Genomic DNA, 18,135 nt, shown 5'->3' on the forward strand with positions numbered 1-18,135 from the left:
TCAGCTTTGGGCGCCGAGAGTTCGAACGGCGGATCTGATGCGTTCGTCCTCGGCGTCCATCAGCGACTGGCCGAGCTCGTAAGCTCTCTGGATTTTGACCATGTTGGCCATTTCCAGGACGGGCTGGACGTTGGATTTTTCGATGTAGCCTTGGTGGATCGAGAAATCGCCCGCGGGTTCCGTCCCGGAGTCTGAGACGAAGAGCGATCCATGGAGCCTCTCGAGCTTTGTTGGATCCGTTGGTCGAACCACGCCGATCACGGCGACAGGCGCTCCGTCGGCCGAGATCGTGCCGTTGGGAGCGACGCTTATGGAGCGTGCTTCCGGCGACACGAAAATCGGAGCGCCGCCTTCATCCAGAACGCGGTGCCCATCGGCGGTGACCAGCTCTCCATCCGCGTTTCGAGAGAATGCGCCGGCGCGGGTGAGGGCCTCGCCGCTCGGCGTCATGATTCTGAAGAAGCCATCTCCGACGATGGCCAGGTCGTAAACTCCGCCGGTGAGCGAAAGCTCGCCTTGGGAAAGGTCTGTGGTTCGAACCCGGGCGTCGGCCATGGAGATCGAGCCCCCCTCGACGTCGGCTTTCTTCACGAACTCTGAGAAAAGCGCGCCTTCCTTCTTGAAGCCCGTGCTCGCCATGTTCGCGATGTTCGATGCCGTGATGTCGATGAGGTTGGTCAGAGACCTGAGCCTCGTGACGGAGACGTAAACGGAATTATCCATCTGACAGGGCCTTCTCGACCATTTCCCGTGAATTCTTCGCGTGCTCGAGGGTAGCCCGGGAATGCTTAAGAGATGGTTCAGGCGGAAGATTTGCTGTGCTGGTTTCTTGCGCGCGGGCCTTCGCAAGATCCGCCAGCACCGGGTCGGGAAGGAGCTTGGCGGCTTCGCGCCAGGCGCCTGCACGCCAAGCCAGCAGTCCCCGCCTTTGAGCATCGTCCTCGCCTCGCAGCTGCGACACGGCGAGCGCCGCGGCGTAGTCGCCCGCCCGTTCCAGAACTTTTTCTCGGGTTTTGAGCGCCTTGTCGCCGCGGAGCCCTGAGAGCAGAATCAGTGCTCGTTCGGTCTCGCCCAATTCTGCGAGCGCGGCGGCAGCAACGATGCGTGCATCCGTGACCCCTCGTTCTAGGGGCGGCGCAACCACCTTCAGCGCGAGGTTCGGAAGAGCGATCTCAAGCAGCTTTGTCGCGATGTCTATCCGCGCTTGGTCAGCGCCCGGATCGCCGCCGACCAGATCGACATGCTCCGCAACGGCCGCCGCATAGGCTGCTTCTCCGACTTCCTCGGGTTGAGTGGTTGTGAAGATATAGCGCGCAGCCTTTTGAATCGTCGCGATATCTGAACTGGCATCTCTCGATTGGCGCGCGAGGATCTGAATGGCTTCCGAGAACCCATTGATCCCCGCCTTTGCGACAGCCTCGGTGACCTTCAGCTGCGCGCCCAGTTCCGTGCCGCGTGTCAGAAACGCAGCCAGGGTGGCTTCGAAGACAAAGTCTTCGGGCGGGACGCCACGTCTTGCCGCGATGCTCTCGCCCAGTCGAATCATGGCTCTGAAAGCTTCAGGGCCTCGACTTTTGGCGAGTTTTCGAAGTATTTTCTCGGCCTCCGCAGCGTTTCCTTCGGCGAGGTGGTATTCCGCCCGCGCGAGCTTCAAGAGTTCGCTTTGGGCGCTGGGGGACCGCTCAGTCACCAGAAGCAGCGCATTGGCTTCCTTAAGATGATTTGTCGCAATAAGGCGCTGGATGATTCCGGGTGCGAGCAGACCGCGCACGGCGCCCGGCATTTCAGCCAGAAGAGATCTCAGCCGTTCGAAGTCATTATTGGACATCGTGGTGAGATCGAGCAGTCCAGCAGCTGCGCGCCAAAGCATGCTCGCATCGCTACAGCGCGCGGACGCGCGCAATTCACCATTCGGATCGACGGGTTGTCCGCGAACGACGGAAGCCAGCTCATACAGGGTGGAGAGTTCGGGCGTCCGAGAATGCAGCGAAGCAATAAGCGTGTGAGCTTCTTCTCCCATGCCGGCGGCTATGTATGCTTTGGCCAAGCGAGACGCGATTTCATGTCTGGGGTTGTCAAACTCCCCGTAGAGGGATTGCCGAAGCTCCGATATTTCTTCGTGCCAGTTTCCTTCCGGCAGCCATTTCTCTCCGTCGAACCAAGCGCTCGGCGGACAGTCCTTGCGGGGCGTCCGCGGTGGCGTCTTTGGTTCCGACAGGCCATCCAAGACTGAACGGACGGCGATCTGAGGCTTGGGGTCGGAGGGATCCACATGCGTAGAGACGGCGCTGCCAATCGAGCTGAGTTTTGGCGACGGAACGTTGGAGTGCAGGTTCGTTTCCGGGGGATGGGCAGCGGCGTTTCGCGCCTTGGCATCATGACGCGTCGAATGATCCGTGGGGACTTGGCGCTTGATGATCTTTTCCTCGCCGGGCGCCCGCGAATCGGCGGGCGGGGCCTTGAATGCGACAAGGCCTTGTTCAGCCGCGCGAGTAAGTTGTTCGAGCAGGCGTGCCTGGGCTTTCTTGATCGATTCGGCCGTCGCCTCGGGAAAGCCGGAATGCGCGGCGCCGGCGCGTGGCGCCCGCTTTTCGCTTTCCTGAGGCTTGGCTTCGACCGCGTGCGGCGCTTCCTCTTGCGTCCCGCCGTTCGGTCGGGCGTGCTCGGGGCGTGGCCCGGCCGTCTTATCGCGGATGTCCAGGACGAGCATGTTCGCCCCGAACAGATAGGCATCCAGGACGCAGTCGCAGGCGAGGCCGAGGCTGAGCTCCGTTGCCGTTTCGGTCTGGCGCGTTGTCGCAAAGAGGACGCGCGACGCCTTTCTCTGCGGCGTGATCTCGGTCAGATCGAACTCGAGCTGTCGCTGTGGGAAGTTGATCGTCACGGTCCGGTCGCCGCGATCGATCTTCCACACGCCTACTGGACTCAGATCGATCGCGATGCGGCTGAATCCGGGGTGTTCGCCCGCGCGAACGCGCGCCTTTTCCGGGGATTGCTCCGCCGCCTTCGCCGCGAAGGCGGCGGCGACGAAGAGGAGCGCGGCGAACGAGCGCATCATGCCGGGGCCGCCTTCGCGCCGCGCAGCGCTTCGTTCAGGTCGCCGAAGCTGGGGCGAAGCTCGCGCGGGGTGTTCTGACGACCGACCTCTACGCAGATGTCGGGCGCGTGGTTGTGCAGGTTTGCGACCAACACTTCGCGGATAAGAGCGTAGAACTGATGATCGGCTTCGACGACCGCCTTGACCTTGGCGGCGAAGGGGCCGACCAGGCCATAGGCGAGGAACACGCCGAGAAAGGTTCCGACGAGCGCGCCGCCGATCATCTTGCCGAGGACGGCCGGCGGTTGGTCGATCGCGGCCATGGTCTTGATGACGCCCAGAACCGCGGCCACGATGCCGAGGGCGGGCAGGCCGTCGGCCATGTTCTGAAGCGCGTGGCTGGAGTGCAGCGAGTGGTGCAGCTTCTGCTCGAGCTGCTTCTCAAGAACCTCTTCGACCTGATGAGGGTCGTCATAGTTCATGGTGCCGGCGCGGAGCGTATCGCAGATCAGGTCGACCGCGGCGGCGTCCGACTGGATGCGCGGATATTTCGAGAAGATTGCGGATTCCTGCGGCGATTCGATGTGCGGCTCCAGGTCCATCGGGTTGGCGCGCCCGATGCGGATCAGTTCGAAAAGCAGACAGAGCAGATCCTGATAGTCCTGCGGCTTCCACTTCGGGCCCTTGAAGACCTTTCCGACGTCGGAGAGCGTGTGCTTGACGGTGCTCATGTCGTTGGCGAGCACGAAGGAGCCGATGGCGGCGCCTCCGATCATCGACAACTCGAAGGGCAGGGCGTGCAGGATGATTCCGAGCTTGCCTCCGGCGGCCACATAGCCGCCGAACACCATGACAAGGGTGATGACGATGCCGACGATGCCGATCATGCGAACCTCTCGTTCTCAGGCGGCTGCGAATCCCCGCAGGCCTCCGTCAATGTGCCCGCGCACCGGTTAAGAAGGTCCGAAGGTCACTCGGTCGGGACGTTCGCGTTTCGTCCGGCGACGATGACGCTGATCGCATAGGCTTTTTCGGGCGACATCGCAGCCATGATCGCGGCGGCGGCGTTCTTGTTCATGCGGGCGACGAGGCCCGCGGCGAACGTCACCTCCATCGATTCGAGCACGCGCGCCGCGTTCTTGGGCTTCATCGCCTCGTAAACGGAGACCAGGCGGGCGATATCCTTCTCGGCGGCCTTGTCGGCCAGCGCCAGGGTTTCGGCCAGGCTCGCCTCGGCCGCCTTGACGCGGGCGAGCTGTTCATCAAGTTCGGCGCGCGCCGCTTCGAGCAGCTTCTCCCGGTCGGCCAGTGCGCCCTCGCGCGCGTCGAGCTGCGCCTGGCGCTCGCGCAGCGCCGCCAGCAGGCCGCCGGGGTCGGGACAGTCTTCGGCGGCGGCCTTGGTCTGCGGCGCTCCGTGCTCGGAGGCCAGGTGCGCCGCCTCCTTGGCGATGGCGCCGTCCGGGTCCGCCAGGCGCAGGCCGGCCGAGGCCGCGAAGCACAGCCCGACGATCGTGAGCGCGCCCGGACGGTTCATCGCCGGCCCTCCGCGGCGAGCGCCTTTTCGATCTCGCGCTGAAGGGCGGCGATGACCTCTTCCCGCGATGCGAGCGCCGTCTTGCCGGGGCGGGATCGCTCGAGCGGCGCGCGGCCTGGCGCGGCCGGCCCGGCCCGGTCGGCGGCGGGCTTCGCCGCCGCGGGCGGCTCGGGGAAGACGACGGTGGGCTCTTCGGCGGGCTCTGCGGTCCGTTCAGCCGAAGCTTGCGCGTGTCCGGGCGAGGCCGCGGGCGCCTCGACCCTGGACCCCTCGCGCGGATCGGCCGACGGTTCGGGCTCTGCGGCGGCGGTTTCGGCGCGGGCGACCTCGCGGGGGGCGACCTCGGGGGCGGCGGCTTCGGCCGGCGCCTCTTTGGCCGGCCTGGCGCGCGCAGGGCGCGGGCGCGCGGCCGGTTGAGGCTGGGTCCGCTCGCGCTCGTGCAGCGTCGCGAGAAGAAGCTCCAGGCGGCCCGCGGCGATTTCCGCGCGGGCGGTGCGCTCGGCCAGCTGCTTGACCGAATCGCCCGAGGCGAGCTTCGCCGCCTCGAGCGTGCGGCGCATCTCTTCGCTCTGGCGCGCCAGAGCGGCCACGGCGGCGCCCAGCCCGTTGTCGAGGTCGCGAAGCTTGCGCAGCCTGCCCGCCAGAACATGGCAGTAGATCACCGCGACGAGAGTCGCCGCGATCAGCAGTCCATCGGCAATGAGGGCCATTCTAGCCTCCGTGGAAGATGGTCATTTCAACAGGAACCGCGTGATCAGAAGGTCGCGCACGCGGCCTTCGCCGGTCACCATCGCGATGCGCCGCAACATCTGGGCGCGGAGCTTGGGCAGGGCGCTGGGCTCTTCCAGGTCGCGCTCCTCGACCGCGCGCAGATAGGTGTTCAGAACGTCGAGGATCCGCGGCATGAGGAGCTTCACCTCGTCGTCATAGCCGGGTTCGACCTCGAGCTGGGCGGCGAAGACCAGGTGCCGCGCCTTGGCGCGGGGGCCGAGCGAGATGACGATCTCGTCGATGGGAACGAAGGCGACCGGGGGAAGATCCTTCGGCTTGGGGCGCGCGGCGGCCTCGTGCTTGGCCGCGCCGCCAATCGGCAGGGCGACCATGCCCGACCAGGTGGCGTAGAACCCCGCCCCGCCCAGGACCAGCATGGCGACGAGGCCGAACAGGAGCCCCTTGCCGCCGCCCTTGGGCTTGGCGCCCTCTTCGGTTTCGACTTCGATCTGCGCGGCGCTGGCCATTGCCGTCCTCTTGCGGAGAATCCCTTCGCCTCCGGTTGTAGGCCCGCACGGCTAATCGAAGGTTAAGATCGTCGCCGCCGGCCTTGCGGGCGGCGCGCGCCGGGGGGTATGCGTGCGAGGCCGAGGCGATCGAAAGGGGTTGGCGGATGGGCATGGAGCGGGCGCGAGCGGGGCTTGCCGCGGCGATCGGCGCGGCCGTTCTGGCGGCCGGGGCCGGCGCGTGGGGGCTGTCCGGCTGGATCGAGGAGCGCACGCGCGCGCAGGTGTCCGAGGCCTTGGCCGATCATCCATGGGTCCGCGCGCAGGTCGACGGCGCGCTGGTCCGGGCAAGCGGGCGCGCGCCCGATGAGCGCGCGGCGATGGAGGTTCTCGAGGCCTTGGCGCGGATCGGCGGGTTCACCCGCTTGCGCAGCGAGATCGAGGCGCCCCACGCCGGCGCCCGGCCCAGGGCCGAGCCCCCCAGGGTTGCCGCGCCGGCGCGCGCCGCGCGGCTGGTGCTGACGCGCCGCGGGCGCGAGGTCACGATCAGCGGCGCGGCCCCGGCGCCCGCAGCGGGCGCGTTGGGCGACGCGCTGCGCGAGGCGGGGCAGGACCTGCGCATCAGCGACGTTTCCCTGCCCGAGGCGGCGCCTGCGCCGGACGGTTGGTTGGCCGCCGAGCGCCTGGCGGCGCGCGCCCTCGCGCTGCTCGAGGACGCCACTGTCGAGATCGCGCCCGGCCGCGTCGCCGTGCGCGCCGCCGCGCCGTCGGCCAAGGCGGCGGCCGAGGCCGAGCGGGCGCTCGAGGCGGCGCGTCCCGAAGGGGTTCAGCTCGATCTGAGCATCTCCGCCCCGCCGCCGCGGCGCGCGCCGTTTTCCTTCGCCTTGCTGCGGACGGCTCAGGGCTGGACGCTCGAGCAGTGTCATGCCGCCGATCGCGACGACGCGCGGCGCATCGAGGCCGCCTTGCGCGCCTCTTCCCCCGAGGGCTTTGACGGCGCGCGGTGCGAGCCCGCCCTTGGCGCGCCGAGCGAGCGCTGGGCCGACGCCGCCCTTGCCGGGATCTCGGCGCTGGCGACGCTGCCGGCGGGGCGCTTTGCGCTGGAGGATTCGCGCGCGGCGCTCGAGGCCCTGCCGCCCACGGACGCCGACGCCTTCGCGCGCGCCGGCAGGGGGCTCTCGGCCGCGCTGGACGGCGCCTTCTCCCTTGCGCTGAGCGGGCCGGGCGCGGTCGAGCAACCGCCGGCGCCGCCCGTTTTCGCGGCCCGGCTGTCGCGGGGCGGGGCGCTGGCGCTGGCCGGAACGGCCCCGGACGAGGCCACGCGCGGCGCGGTGGTTTCGCTGGCGCGCTCGCTGGCCGGCGGGCATCCGGTGTCGGACGGCCTGCGGGCGTCGGGCGCCGCGGCGGTCGATCCGGCCTGGCGGCGGGCGGCTTTGGCGGCCCTGTCGGCGCTGCTTGCGCTGGACGAGGGCGTGGCGCGCTATGACGGCGCATCGATCAGCCTCGCTGGGCGCGCGCGCAGCGCCGAAGCGCTGGTCGCGATGAAGCGGGCGCTGGCCGAGGCTCCTGCCGACGGCCTGCAGGTGCTTTCGCGGGTGACGATCGACCTGCCCGCCGCCGCCGCCGAGCTGCCGCTTGGCCCCGCGCGCTGCGCCGAGGCGCTTTCGGCGATCGTCGCCGCAACGCCGCTGAATTTCGCTCCGGGATCGGCCGCGTTCGCGCCGGGCGCCGAGGCGACGCTCGATGCGCTGGCGGCGACTTTCCGGCGATGCCGGGGCGGCGTGGTCGAGATCCAGGGGCACACCGACTCGCAAGGCCGCGAGGAGACGAACCTGGCTCTGTCGCGCGCGCGCGCCGAGGCCGTGCTGGCGGCCATGCAGGCGCGCGGCGTGTCGTTGACGGTGATGCGCGCGCGCGGATATGGCGAGTCGGCGCCCGTCGCGCCGAACGACACCGAGGAAGGGCGCGCGCGCAACAGGCGGATCGCCTTTGCGCCTTGGGCGCCGGGCGGCGGACAGGAGGACGGGCGATGACCAGGGCGGAGCTGACGGCGGCTCTTTTCGCGGCGCTTCTGGCCGCGGCGGCGATCGGATGGGCGCTTCACTGGCTCTGGCGGCGGGCGGCGCATGCGCATGCCCATGACCCCGACCTGCATTCCGAGATGGCCGAGCTGCTGCACGCGACCAAGCTGGAACGCGACCAGGCCCGCCAGGCCTTGCGCGAGACGGTAGAGCGCATGACGGCCGAGCGCGCGCAGAGCGAGTCGCGCCTGAAGGCGCAGCTGGCCGAGCGCGAGGCCGAACTTGCCGCCATCATGGACACCGTTGGCGACCTGCGCCGTCAGATCGCCGCGCTGCGCGCAGGGGCGGGCGGCGACGCGGCGCGCGACGCGCAGGACTGAGCGCCGCATCCGCCCCTTCCGGGCGGCGTCCCGGATCGCCCATCGACGGGCGCCGCGCAAGGGGCGGCCGACGGGGCGGCGGACGGGGCCGCCGGCGCGCGCCGAGGGCAGGTTCGCGGCCGCGCCGTTGCGGGGTTGCGGGCGCCTTTCGGCGCGATTACCGTGCTGTGATCACAAAACGATCAGGACGCGGTTTTCATGACCTGCCAGACCACGAGCCTTGCCGAAGCGCTGCTGAACGCCGACCCCGACGCCCCGCCGCCGCAAACGCTGCCCGAGGGCGCGCACACGGTGGCGGTTGGCGTGGCGGATCTGAACGGCGTGCTGCGCGGCAAGCGCGTGTCGGCGTCGCATTGGCCCTCGGTGGCGCGGCGCGGCATCGCGCTCGACAACACCTTCTTCTCGATGGATGTGACCAGCCAGCTGACGCCCAACAGCTATTCAGGTCCCGAAAGCGGCTATCCCGACCTGTTCGTGATCCCGCGCGGCCCGTTGCGTCCGATCCCCTGGGAAGAGGGCGTGTGGATGACCCTGGGCCGGGCGCAGGACCACCTCGGCAATCCCGTTCCCATCGACCCGCGCCAGCCGCTTCTGCGCGCCGTCGCGCGCGCGCGCGCGATGGGGTTCGAGGTGCAGATCGGCGCCGAGCTCGAGTTCTACCTGCTCGACCCCGCCACCCGCCGCCCGCGCGAGAAGCGCATGGAGTGCTACGGCCTCGCGCGGGCGGCCGAGCTGGAGCCGGTGCTCGGGCCGATCCGCCGTCATCTCGAGGCCATGGGCGTGCCCATCGAGCAGTCCAATCCCGAATTCGCCCCCGGCCAGGTCGAGGTCAATCTGCGCTACGGGCCGGCGCTGGCCGCGGCCGACCACGCGGCGCTGCTGCGCGGCATGGTCAAGCAGCTGGCGCGCCAACATGGGCTGATCGCCAGCTTCATGGCCAAGCCCTTCATCGAGCATTCGGGCTCGGGCTTTCACATGCATCACTCGCTCTGGCGCGACGGGCGCAACGCCTTCGCCGAGGACGGGCGGCTCAACGCCCTCGGGCGCGCCTATCTGGCGGGGCTGCAGCGGCACATGGCGCAGATGTCCCTGGTCGGCTCGACCACCCCGAACGCCTATCGCCGGCGCAAGCCATACACCTATTGCCCGGTCAACGCCTCATGGGCGGTCGACAACCGCACCGTCGGGCTGCGGGTGATCGAGGGCGCGGACGCCGCCGTGCGGATCGAGAAGCGCGACGGCGCCGCGGACGCCAACCCCTATCTGCTGATGGCCGCCGAGATCGAGGCCGGCCTGCGCGGGATCGAGATGGGGTGGGAGCCCGAGCCGCCCTCGGCCGGCGACGCCTATGCCGAGGCGCGCCATGACCCCTTGCCCGCCAGCATCGCCGAGGCGCTGCGCCTTGCGCATGGCTCGACCTTCCTGCGCGAGGCGCTGGGCGAGCAGATGCTGGAGCTGCTCATCACCCAGGCCGAGCGCGAGCTGGCCAAGGTCGAAGAGCAGGTCACCCCGGTCGAGATCGAGCGCTATCTCGAAGCGATGTGAGCGCGCGGCCCGGCGCGGCCACGCGCGCCCCGATCAGCCGTCGCGGCCGCTCTGGGCCAGCTTGAGCAGCACGGCCGAGAAGTCCTTGCCCGCGCCGCCCTCGGCGACGAACTGCTCGTAAAGCTCGGTCGCCCGGCGGCCCATGGGGGTGGCGGCGTCGGCGGCCTCGGCGGCCTGCTGGCTGAGCTTGAGGTCCTTGAGCATCAGCTCGGCCGCGAAGCCGGGCTTGTAGTCGTTGTCGGCGGGCGACTTGGGCCCCACGCCGGGCGCCGGGCAATAGGTGTTGATCGACCAGCACGAGCCCGACGAGGTGGACACGACGTCGAACATCTTCTGCCGGTCGAGGCCCAGCTTGTCGGCCAGGGCGAAGGCCTCGCACACCGCCAGCATCGAGATGCCCAGGATCATGTTGTTGCAGATCTTGGCCGCCTGGCCCGCTCCGGCCGGGCCGCAATGCACCGCCTTGGCGCCCATCACGTCGAACAGGGGCCGGGCGGCGGCGAAGGCCTGCTCCGAGCCGCCGGCCATGAAGGTCAGCGTGCCCGCCGCGGCGCCGCCGACGCCGCCCGAGACCGGCGCGTCCACCGACAGAAGGCCCGCCTCCTGCGCCATCTGGTGCGCCGCGCGGGCGCTGTCCACGTCGACGGTCGAGCAGTCGATCAGCACGGCGCCGGGGCGCGCCGCGGGCACGATCTGGGCGTAGACCGATTTCAGGATCTCGCCATTGGGCAGCATCGTGATCACGGCGTCCTTGTCCCGCGCCGCCTCGGCCGCCGAGGCGGCCCGCGCCACGCCCTCGACCTCGACCGGGTTCAGGTCGAAGCCCGTCACCTCGTAGCCCGCCTTGGCCAGGTTCGCGGCCATCGGCGCGCCCATGTTGCCAAGACCGATGAAGCCGATCTTCTTCATGGCGTCTCTCCCTTCGCGTTCGCGCCCGCCCCGGCCGGGGTCAGAGCGTCAGTTCGTTCTCGCCCAGCGGCGCCAGCATGGCGTCGACCTTTTCGGGCGGCAGATCCTCGAGCCGCGCCACCTGCCAGCGCGGCGAGCGGTCCTTGTCGATGACGGCGGCGCGGATGCCCTCGAGGAACTCGCCCTCTTCGGTGCAGCGCCACGAGAAGCGATACTCGCGCGCCAGCGCCGCCTTGAGGTCGGGCAGGGCGCGCGCCTCGCGGATCAGGCGCAGGGCGCAGGCGACCGACAGCGGGCAGTTGCGCCGGATGGCGCGCGCCGCGTCCTGCGCCCAGGCCTCGTCGCTGGCTTCGAGCGCGCGCACCACTCCCAGCGCGTCGGGCGCGTCATAGGCGCGGTCGATGGCCGGGCGCAGCGGCGCGAGGGTCGCCTCGGGCGCGGGCTCGGCCATGGCGGCGATGGCGGCCGGATCGCCCGAGGCTTCGAGCTCGGCGATCAGCGCGGGCAGGCGCTCGGCGCGCATGTAGACGTCGGCGAACCCGGTCAGGATGGCGTCGCCCGCGCCGACCCGCGCGCCCGTCAGGCCCAGATGCTCGCCCAGCCGGCCGGGCGCGCGCGACAGGATGAAGGTGCCGCCCACATCCGGCACCAGCCCGATGCCGCATTCGGGCATGGCGAGCAGCGTGCGCTCGGTCACCACGCGGTGCGAGCCATGGGCCGAGACGCCCACGCCCCCGCCCATCACGATGCCGTCCATCAGCGCCACATAGGGCTTGGGATAGGCGCCGATCAGCGCGTTGAGGCGGTATTCGTCGGCCCAGAAGCGCCGGCCATAGGCGAAGTCGCCCGCCCGGCCGCGGTCATAGAGCAGCTGGATGTCGCCGCCCGCGCAGAAGGCGCGATCGCCCGCGCCGTCGATGACCACCAGCTGCACGCGCGGATCCTCGCGCCAGGCGCGCAGCGCGCGCTCGATCTCCAGCGCCATCTCGTGCGTCAGCGCGTTCAGCGCCTTGGGGCGGTTGAGCGTGATGCGCCCGGCGCGGCCCGAAACGCGGATCTCGACCTCGGCCATCAGCCCCGCTCCGCCAGCAGCGCGCGCGCCACGATCACGCGCATGATTTCGTTCGTGCCCTCGAGAATCTGGTGCACGCGCAGGTCGCGCACGATCTTCTCGATGCCGTAGTCCTCGAGATAGCCGTAGCCGCCATGCAGCTGCAGCGCCTCGTTGGCGACGCGGAAGGCGACGTCGGTGACGAAACGCTTGGCCATGGCGCAATGCTTGGTGGCGTCGGGCGCGCCCTGGTCCAGCTTCCAGGCCGCCTGGCGCAGGAAGACGCGCGCGGCCTGAAGCTCGGTCTCCATGTCGGCAAGGCGGAACTGCAGCGCCTGGAACTGATCCAGCGTGCGGCCGAAGGCCTTGCGCTCGCCCATGTAGGCCAGGGCCTTGTCAAGGCAGGCCTGCGCGCCGCCCAGGGCCGCAGCGGCGATGTTCAGCCGCCCGCCGTCCAGCCCGGCCATGGCGTATTTGAAGCCCTTCCCCTCCTCGCCCAGCAGGTTTTCGGCCGGAACCAGGCAGTCGTCCATCTGCACCTGCGCGGTGGGCTGAGCCTTCCAGCCCATCTTGCGCTCCTGCGCGCCGAAGCTCAGGCCGGGCGCGTCCGAGGGAACCAGGATGCACGAGATGCCGCGCGGCCCCTCTTCGCCGGTGCGCGACATGACCAGGTAGACGTCCGAGTAGCCTCCGCCCGAGATGAAGGCCTTGGTCCCGTTCAGCTTCCAGCCCTCGGGGGTGCGCTCGGCGCGGGTGCGCAGCGCGGCGGCGTCCGAGCCCGAGCCCGGCTCGGTCAGGCAGTAGCTGGCCACGGTCTCGAGCGCGCAGATCCCCGGCAGCCACTTGCGGCGCATCTCGTCCGAGGCGTAGGCGTCGATCATGCGCGCGCACATGTTGTGGATCGAGATGAACGAGGCCACCGAGGGGCACGCCATGGCCAGCGCCTCGAAGATCAGCGTGGCGTCCAGCCGGCCGAGGCCCGTTCCCCCGACATCCTCCGAGACGTAGACGCCGCCGAAGCCAAGGCGGCCGGCCTCGCGCAGAAGCTCGCGCGGGATGGTTCCCTGGCGCTCCCATTCGGCGGCGTGCGGGGCGATGCGCTCGGCCCCGAACTCGCGCGCCATGTCGAAGATCGCCTGTTGCTCGTCGCTGAGGGCGAAATCCATGTCCGAACTCCCATTCTCCGCCGATGTGCCGCAGGAAGGGCGCCCGCGCCGCGCGGCGGCGGCGCGGGCGCGCGCGTTCAGCGCATGGTCGGGATCGAGAACTCGGCGCCGTCCTTGATGCCCGAGGGCCAGCGCGAGGTGACCGTCTTGGTCCGCGTGTAGAAGCGGAAGGCGTCCGGGCCGTGCTGGTTCAGGTCGCCGAAGGCCGACTTCTTCCAGCCGCCGAAGGTGTGGTAGGCAAGCGGCACCGGGATCGGCACGTTCACGCCCACCATGCCCACGTTGACGCGGGCGCAGTAGTCGCGCGCGGCGTCGCCGTCGCGGGTGAAGATGGCGGTGCCGTTGCCATACTGGTTGGTCATGACGAGGTTGAGCGCCTCTTCATAGGAATTGACGCGGACGGTGGACAGGACCGGGCCGAAGATCTCTTCCTTGTAGATGTCCATGTCGGGCGTGACGTTGTCGAACAGGCAGGCGCCGACGAAGAAGCCGTTCTCGTAGCCCTGCATGACGAAGCCGCGCCCGTCGACGACCAGCTTGGCGCCCTGCTCGACGCCCTTGTCCACCAGCCCCAGGATGCGGCGCTTGGCCTCGGCGGTGACGACGGGGCCGAAATCGACGTCGTCGCCGGCGGTGTAGGGCGCGATCTTCAGCGCCTCGACGCGGGGCGCCAGCTTCTCGATCAGGCGGTCGGCGGTCTCCTTGCCCACGGGGACGGCGACCGAGATGGCCATGCAGCGCTCGCCCGCCGCGCCGTAGCCCGCGCCCACCAGCGCGTCCACCGCCTGGTCGAGGTCGGCGTCGGGCATGATGACCATGTGGTTCTTGGCGCCGCCGAAGCACTGCACGCGCTTGCCCGCCGCGCAGCCGCGCGCATAGACGTATTGCGCGATCGGGGTCGAGCCGACGAAGCCGACCGCGGCGATGTCCTCGTGATCGAGGATGGCGTCCACGGCCTCCTTGTCGCCGTTGACGACCTGCAGGATGCCGTCGGGCAGGCCCGCCTCCTGCATCAGCTCGGCCAGCATCAGCGGCACCGAGGGGTCGCGCTCGGACGGCTTGAGGATGAAGGCGTTGCCCGCCGCGATGGCCGGGCAGAACTTCCACATCGGGATCATGGCCGGGAAGTTGAACGGGGTGATGCCCGCGGCCACGCCCAGCGGCTGGCGCATGGAATACATGTCGATGCCGGGGCCGGCGCCGTCGGTGTATTCGCCCTTGAGCAGGTGCGGCGCGCCGATGCAGAACTCGGCGACCTCGAGCCCGCGGATCACGTCGCCCTTGGCGTCGGGCAGGGTCTTGCCGTGCTCGCGCGACAGCGCCTCGGCCAGCTTGTCCATGTCGCGGTGCAGAAGGCGCACGAACTCCATCAGCACGCGCGCGCGGCGCTGGGGGTTGGTGGCGGCCCAGGCGGGCTGGGCGGCCTTCGCGCCCTCGACGGCGGCGTTCAGCTCCTCGACCGAGGCCAGGGGGCACTTCTTCTCGACCTCGCCGGTGGCGGGGTTGTAGACGTCGGCGAAGCGGCCCGACGTGCCCTTCACATGCTTGCCGTTGATCCAGTGCGTGAGTTCGATGGTCATGCGTTCACCTCCCTTGGGGCGGCCCGGCGGAGGGCCGGGCGCGCGATGCGCATTGCGCCTGTGGGCAACATCCATGAAAAATGCCCATATGCAATGCGAAGATTTCGCATTCGGTTGTGCATTCATGCACAATGGCGCGGGCTGGACGAGCGCGGAGGCGCAGCATGAACTGGGATGACCTGCGCTTCTTCCTTCAGGTCGCGCGCACCGGCCGCCTGACCCAGGCGGCGCGCGCGCTGGGGGTGGACCATGCCACGGTCTCGAGGCGCATCGGCGCGCTCGAGGATGCGGTGCAGGCCAAGCTGTTCGACCGCTCGCCGCGCGGCTATGCGCTGACCGAGGCGGGGCAGCGCCTGCTGCCGGCGGCCGAGGCGATCGAAAGCGCGGCCATGTCCGGCGCCGCGGCGGTGGGCGGGCGCCAGCATGCGCTGTCGGGCGCGGTGCGGGTCGGCATGCCCGAGGGCGCGGCGTCGCACCTTGTGACCGAGACGGCGGCATTGCTGTGCGATGCGCATCCGCAGCTCGAGCTGCAGATCGTCGCCCTGCCGCGCAGCTTTTCGCTCAGCCAGCGCGAGGCCGACTTCGCCGTCGTGGTGACGCCGCCCGAAAGCGGCCGGCTGCGGATTCGCAAGATCGCCGACTATCACCTGCGCCTTTATGCGGCGCGCAGCTTTCTGGCCGGGCGCGAGCCGCGCAGCCTTGACGACCTGCGCGGGATGCGCGGGGTGGGCTACGTTCAGGACCTGATCTTCGACAAGGGGCTGGACTATGTGGCCGAGATCGGCGGCGGGCTGTCGCCGCAGCTGACCTCGACCAGCCTTCTCGTGCAGCTCGAGCTGACGCTGGCCGGGGGCGGGCTGTGCATCCTGCCCGACTTCATGGCCCGCCGCCGCCCCGAGCTGGTCCCCGTCCTGCCCGAGCAGACCTGCCTGACGCGCGCCTACTGGCTGGTGCTGCACCAGAACACGGCCGAGATTCCGCGCATCCGCCGCGTCGCCCACGCCTTCGCGGACGCGATGCGCCAGAAACTGGCCGAAGCCGAGGCTCAGCCGCCCGACAGCGCCGCGAAGGCCACATAGGGCGCGGCTTGCGCCGCCATGCCGGCCAGGATCAGCGCCCGCGCGCCCGCCGAGCGGAAGCGGCGCCAGAGCAGAGCGCTCAGCGCCGCGCAGGCCGCGACCTCGATCGGGGCGACGAGCCAGCCGAAGCGGGATGGCTCCCAGTAGCTGACGGGGCTGTGGAACACCCAGTCGCTGACCGGCCAGAAATGCGGCCGCGCATCGCTGTTGTGGAGCGGCAGATCGAACGCCAGGTGCAGCAGGCCCGCCGCGGCGAAGACGGCCAGCGCCCGACGTTCGAGCGCAAGGCCGGCGATGAGCAGGGCGCTCCACAGCGGGATCGAGTTGTCGATTGCGAAGATCCCCTGCCAGAACGCGTCGCGGTAGTCATGCTCGAAGATCCGCCGCCAGTCATGCCCGACGGCGAAGCGTTGCCACGCCACCATGACGTATAGCGAAAGGTCCGGCGCAAAGCCGCCGACCAGCGCGGCCAGGTTCCGCAGCGCGCCGCCCGGATCGGCCCGCCGCGGCGGGCGGGCCAGCGCGGCCGCTGCGAAGATCATGTGCGCCGGCGTGTGCATCCAGCCTTCTTCCCTGACGGCGCGCGGCCGCTTGCCCGGTCAAACGGCCGGCATGCGGTAGCTGACCGCCTCGGCGACATGGGCCCGGCCCACCTGCTCGGCCCCGTCCAGATCCGCCGCGGTCAGCGCCACGCGCAGCACGCGCGTCCAGCCCCGCGCCGACAGCCCAAGCCTGTCCGCGGCCCGGATCAGAAGCGCGCGGGCCTGCTCGCTGAGCCGCACGGTCTTCTCGATCACGGCGCCGTCCACGCGCGCGTTCACGCGCGCCGCGACCCCGGCCTCGCGCCAACGCGCCGCCTGCCTTTCGCGCGCGCGCGCGACCCGCGCGGCGACCGCGGCGCTGGGCTCGCCTTGCGGAAGGCGCGCCAGCTCGGAGGCCGGCTGCGCCGGAGTCTCGACATGCAGGTCGATGCGGTCAAGCAGCGGCCCCGAGATCCGTCTGCGATAGTCCTGACCGCATTTCGGCGCGCGATTGCACGCGCGCGAGGGGTCGGCCAGCTGGCCGCAGCGGCAAGGGTTCATCGCAGCCACAAGCTGCACCGAGGCCGGATAGGTGACATGCGCATTGGCGCGCGCGATCGCCGCGACGCCGGATTCGAGCGGCTGGCGCAAGCTTTCCAGCGCGGGGCGCGAGAATTCGGGCAACTCGTCCAGAAACAGCACGCCGTTGTGCGCCAGGCTCACCTGGCCGGGCGCAGCATCGCGGCCGCCGCCCGCCAGCGCGGCCATCGACGCCGAGTGGTGCGGCGCGCAAAAAGGGCGCCGCCGCACCGGCGCGCCGCGCTCCAGCAGCCCGGCGACCGAGCGGATCATGGTCGTTTCGAGCGCCTCCTCCGGCGTCAGGGGCGGCAAAATGCCGGGCAGGCGCTCGGCAAGCATCGACTTGCCCACGCCCGGGGGGCCGATCAGAAGCAGATTGTGGCCCCCCGCCGCGGCCAGTTCCAGCGCCCTGCGCGCGCGCTCCTGCCCCTTCACGTCGGCCAGGTCGCGGATCGTCTCGGGGCCGTTGTCCGGCGCGGCCGGGCTGGGTCTGGGAAGCGGGCGCTTGCCATTGTAGTGGTTGACCAGGGCCAGCAGGCTTGCGGGCGCGAGGATCTCGGCCGCCCCGACCAGTGCCGCTTCGGGACCGTTCTCGGCCGGGCAGACCAGAGGCATGTCGGCCTGGGCCGCGGCCAACGCCGCGGGCAGCGCGCCGGTGACGGGCCGGATCGCGCCGTCCAGCCCCAGCTCGCCGATGGCGGTGACGCGCAGCGCCGGGTCCGGCGGCAGAACTCCGAGGCCGGCCATGATGCAGATGGCGATCGGCAGGTCGTAATGGGCGCCCTTCTTGGGCAGGTCTGCGGGCGACAGGTTGACCACGATCTTTCGGGGCGGGATCGACACGCCAAGCGACGCAAGCGCCGCGCGGACCCGTTCGCGCGATTCCGCAACCGCCTTGTCGGGCAGCCCGACGACCGAGAACGAGGGCACGCCCGGGGTCATCATGCACTCGACCCTGATGGGGCGGGCCTCGATGCCGACGAAGGCGACGCTGTGGCAGCTTTGGGTCATGCTGGGGGTCATGCCGGCCTCCTTGGCTGGCAGCGTCGCCGCGCCTTGGTTAACGCCAGGTAAACCGAAAGCGCGCCGCCGCCACGATTTTTTGCGAGAATGGGGTTGCGTTGGGATTTCGAATCTCCTAGATAGCGCGTCACCGGCAGCGAGGGCGGCGGCGACGTCGCCTCGGGGTTGGTTCAGCGACGGCACGGATTTCGGGGCGCGTTTTTGCAAGGGAACGCACTCGGCGTCTGTCGCTCGGCTCTTTGACATTAAGACTGGAAGGGATATGCGGACGGCTGGGTTGTTTCGACGACCGGACGTCTGGATATCGGCCTCTAGGGCTGGCTTTTGGCTGGCTCGATGATGAGGTGTCAGCTTCACGCTTGGCGGCTCGGGTTTTCCGTGAGGGGACTTGAGCATGTCGAGAGTGACGATGTGCAGAGGTTCGAACGTCAAGGACGTCGCTGAGCGACGTTTCAACTTGAGAGTTTGATCCTGGCTCAGAACGAACGCTGGC

At 70.0% G+C, this 18,135-nt stretch carries 16 protein-coding genes; 4 read left to right on the plus strand and 12 right to left on the minus strand.

What is annotated here, in order from left to right; translation table 11 throughout:
• From BMW67_RS08935 to BMW67_RS08965, 6 genes are all read right to left on the minus strand, one after another.
• Positions 1 to 723 (minus strand): flagellar hook-basal body complex protein, encoded by a 723-nt coding sequence (locus BMW67_RS08935; RefSeq protein ID WP_072747180.1) that lies wholly within the window; start codon positions 721 to 723, stop codon positions 1 to 3.
• Entirely contained in the window at positions 716 to 3,058 is a 2,343-nt protein-coding gene (locus tag BMW67_RS15460) for a hypothetical protein (RefSeq protein WP_125459017.1), read from the minus strand. Before BMW67_RS15460 ends, BMW67_RS08935 begins: the two co-directional genes overlap by 8 nt.
• Complete coding sequence (motA, locus tag BMW67_RS08950) at positions 3,055 to 3,924, minus strand: flagellar motor stator protein MotA (RefSeq protein ID WP_072747183.1); 870 nt, start codon at positions 3,922 to 3,924, stop codon at positions 3,055 to 3,057. The genes BMW67_RS15460 and motA overlap by 4 nt, the downstream gene beginning before the upstream one ends.
• 83 nt (positions 3,925 to 4,007) lie before the next feature.
• Positions 4,008 to 4,571, minus strand: a complete 564-nt coding sequence (locus BMW67_RS08955; protein ID WP_072747184.1) for a MotE family protein — start codon at positions 4,569 to 4,571, stop codon at positions 4,008 to 4,010.
• Entirely contained in the window at positions 4,568 to 5,281 is a 714-nt protein-coding gene (locus BMW67_RS08960; protein ID WP_072747185.1) for a hypothetical protein, read from the minus strand. The genes BMW67_RS08955 and BMW67_RS08960 overlap by 4 nt, the downstream gene beginning before the upstream one ends.
• 21 nt (positions 5,282 to 5,302) lie before the next feature.
• Positions 5,303 to 5,809, minus strand: a complete 507-nt coding sequence (locus BMW67_RS08965) for a flagellar basal body-associated FliL family protein (protein ID WP_072747186.1) — start codon at positions 5,807 to 5,809, stop codon at positions 5,303 to 5,305.
• A gap of 152 nt (positions 5,810 to 5,961) precedes the next feature.
• Between BMW67_RS08965 and BMW67_RS16165 the strand changes: the two genes are divergently transcribed.
• The 3 genes from BMW67_RS16165 (at position 5,962) to BMW67_RS08980 (ending at position 9,734) form a co-directional block, all read left to right on the plus strand.
• The gene (locus BMW67_RS16165) at positions 5,962 to 7,821 is read left to right on the plus strand and encodes an OmpA family protein (RefSeq protein WP_125459018.1); all 1,860 of its coding nucleotides are present in this window, start codon (positions 5,962 to 5,964) and stop codon (positions 7,819 to 7,821) included.
• Positions 7,818 to 8,189, plus strand: coding sequence for a hypothetical protein (locus tag BMW67_RS08975; protein ID WP_072747188.1), 372 nt, complete (start codon positions 7,818 to 7,820; stop codon positions 8,187 to 8,189). Before BMW67_RS16165 ends, BMW67_RS08975 begins: the two co-directional genes overlap by 4 nt.
• 198 nt (positions 8,190 to 8,387) lie before the next feature.
• Positions 8,388 to 9,734 carry a glutamine synthetase family protein gene (locus BMW67_RS08980; RefSeq protein WP_083581261.1) on the plus strand — a complete coding sequence of 449 codons (1,347 nt, stop codon included), beginning with the start codon at positions 8,388 to 8,390 and terminating at the stop codon, positions 9,732 to 9,734.
• Positions 9,735 to 9,767: 33 nt separating this feature from the next.
• On the opposite strand, the gene mmsB is transcribed toward BMW67_RS08980, so the two are convergent.
• The 4 genes from mmsB to BMW67_RS09000 form a co-directional block, all read right to left on the minus strand.
• On the minus strand, positions 9,768 to 10,643 hold the full coding sequence (mmsB, locus tag BMW67_RS08985) for a 3-hydroxyisobutyrate dehydrogenase (RefSeq protein WP_072747189.1): 876 nt from the start codon (positions 10,641 to 10,643) through the stop codon (positions 9,768 to 9,770).
• A gap of 40 nt (positions 10,644 to 10,683) precedes the next feature.
• On the minus strand, positions 10,684 to 11,715 hold the full coding sequence (locus BMW67_RS08990; RefSeq protein WP_072747190.1) for an enoyl-CoA hydratase/isomerase family protein: 1,032 nt from the start codon (positions 11,713 to 11,715) through the stop codon (positions 10,684 to 10,686).
• Positions 11,715 to 12,860, minus strand: a complete 1,146-nt coding sequence (locus BMW67_RS08995) for an acyl-CoA dehydrogenase family protein (protein ID WP_072747191.1) — start codon at positions 12,858 to 12,860, stop codon at positions 11,715 to 11,717. The genes BMW67_RS08990 and BMW67_RS08995 overlap by 1 nt, the downstream gene beginning before the upstream one ends.
• A 77-nt stretch (positions 12,861 to 12,937) precedes the next feature.
• On the minus strand, positions 12,938 to 14,440 hold the full coding sequence (locus BMW67_RS09000) for a CoA-acylating methylmalonate-semialdehyde dehydrogenase (protein WP_072747192.1): 1,503 nt from the start codon (positions 14,438 to 14,440) through the stop codon (positions 12,938 to 12,940).
• A gap of 164 nt (positions 14,441 to 14,604) precedes the next feature.
• Between BMW67_RS09000 and BMW67_RS09005 the strand changes: the two genes are divergently transcribed.
• Complete coding sequence (locus BMW67_RS09005) at positions 14,605 to 15,519, plus strand: LysR family transcriptional regulator (protein ID WP_072747193.1); 915 nt, start codon at positions 14,605 to 14,607, stop codon at positions 15,517 to 15,519.
• On the opposite strand, the gene BMW67_RS09010 is transcribed toward BMW67_RS09005, so the two are convergent.
• Together BMW67_RS09010 and BMW67_RS09015 are read right to left on the minus strand one after the other, a co-directional pair.
• On the minus strand, positions 15,486 to 16,079 hold the full coding sequence (locus BMW67_RS09010; protein WP_072747194.1) for a hypothetical protein: 594 nt from the start codon (positions 16,077 to 16,079) through the stop codon (positions 15,486 to 15,488). The genes BMW67_RS09005 and BMW67_RS09010 overlap by 34 nt on opposite strands.
• 39 nt (positions 16,080 to 16,118) lie before the next feature.
• Positions 16,119 to 17,630 (minus strand): YifB family Mg chelatase-like AAA ATPase, encoded by a 1,512-nt coding sequence (locus BMW67_RS09015; RefSeq protein ID WP_072747221.1) that lies wholly within the window; start codon positions 17,628 to 17,630, stop codon positions 16,119 to 16,121.
• Positions 17,631 to 18,135 lie beyond the last annotated feature (505 nt).

Origin of the sequence: Oceanicella actignis, assembly GCF_900111545.1 — a bacterium.
Lineage (GTDB): Bacteria > Pseudomonadota > Alphaproteobacteria > Rhodobacterales > Rhodobacteraceae > Oceanicella > Oceanicella actignis.

What these genes read in the sequence shown, in the direction of transcription:
- BMW67_RS08935 (WP_072747180.1), bottom strand. Translation starts at nt 723, where the DNA reads ATGGATAATTCCGTTTACGTCTCCGTCACGAGGCTCAGGTCTCTGACC.
- BMW67_RS15460 (WP_125459017.1), bottom strand. Translation starts at nt 3,058, where the DNA reads ATGATGCGCTCGTTCGCCGCGCTCCTCTTCGTCGCCGCCGCCTTCGCG.
- motA (WP_072747183.1), bottom strand. Translation starts at nt 3,924, where the DNA reads ATGATCGGCATCGTCGGCATCGTCATCACCCTTGTCATGGTGTTCGGC.
- BMW67_RS08955 (WP_072747184.1), bottom strand. Translation starts at nt 4,571, where the DNA reads ATGAACCGTCCGGGCGCGCTCACGATCGTCGGGCTGTGCTTCGCGGCC.
- BMW67_RS08960 (WP_072747185.1), bottom strand. Translation starts at nt 5,281, where the DNA reads ATGGCCCTCATTGCCGATGGACTGCTGATCGCGGCGACTCTCGTCGCG.
- BMW67_RS08965 (WP_072747186.1), bottom strand. Translation starts at nt 5,809, where the DNA reads ATGGCCAGCGCCGCGCAGATCGAAGTCGAAACCGAAGAGGGCGCCAAG.
- BMW67_RS16165 (WP_125459018.1), top strand. Translation starts at nt 5,962, where the DNA reads ATGGAGCGGGCGCGAGCGGGGCTTGCCGCGGCGATCGGCGCGGCCGTT.
- BMW67_RS08975 (WP_072747188.1), top strand. Translation starts at nt 7,818, where the DNA reads ATGACCAGGGCGGAGCTGACGGCGGCTCTTTTCGCGGCGCTTCTGGCC.
- BMW67_RS08980 (WP_083581261.1), top strand. Translation starts at nt 8,388, where the DNA reads ATGACCTGCCAGACCACGAGCCTTGCCGAAGCGCTGCTGAACGCCGAC.
- mmsB (WP_072747189.1), bottom strand. Translation starts at nt 10,643, where the DNA reads ATGAAGAAGATCGGCTTCATCGGTCTTGGCAACATGGGCGCGCCGATG.
- BMW67_RS08990 (WP_072747190.1), bottom strand. Translation starts at nt 11,715, where the DNA reads ATGGCCGAGGTCGAGATCCGCGTTTCGGGCCGCGCCGGGCGCATCACG.
- BMW67_RS08995 (WP_072747191.1), bottom strand. Translation starts at nt 12,860, where the DNA reads ATGGATTTCGCCCTCAGCGACGAGCAACAGGCGATCTTCGACATGGCG.
- BMW67_RS09000 (WP_072747192.1), bottom strand. Translation starts at nt 14,440, where the DNA reads ATGACCATCGAACTCACGCACTGGATCAACGGCAAGCATGTGAAGGGC.
- BMW67_RS09005 (WP_072747193.1), top strand. Translation starts at nt 14,605, where the DNA reads ATGAACTGGGATGACCTGCGCTTCTTCCTTCAGGTCGCGCGCACCGGC.
- BMW67_RS09010 (WP_072747194.1), bottom strand. Translation starts at nt 16,079, where the DNA reads ATGCACACGCCGGCGCACATGATCTTCGCAGCGGCCGCGCTGGCCCGC.
- BMW67_RS09015 (WP_072747221.1), bottom strand. Translation starts at nt 17,630, where the DNA reads ATGACCCAAAGCTGCCACAGCGTCGCCTTCGTCGGCATCGAGGCCCGC.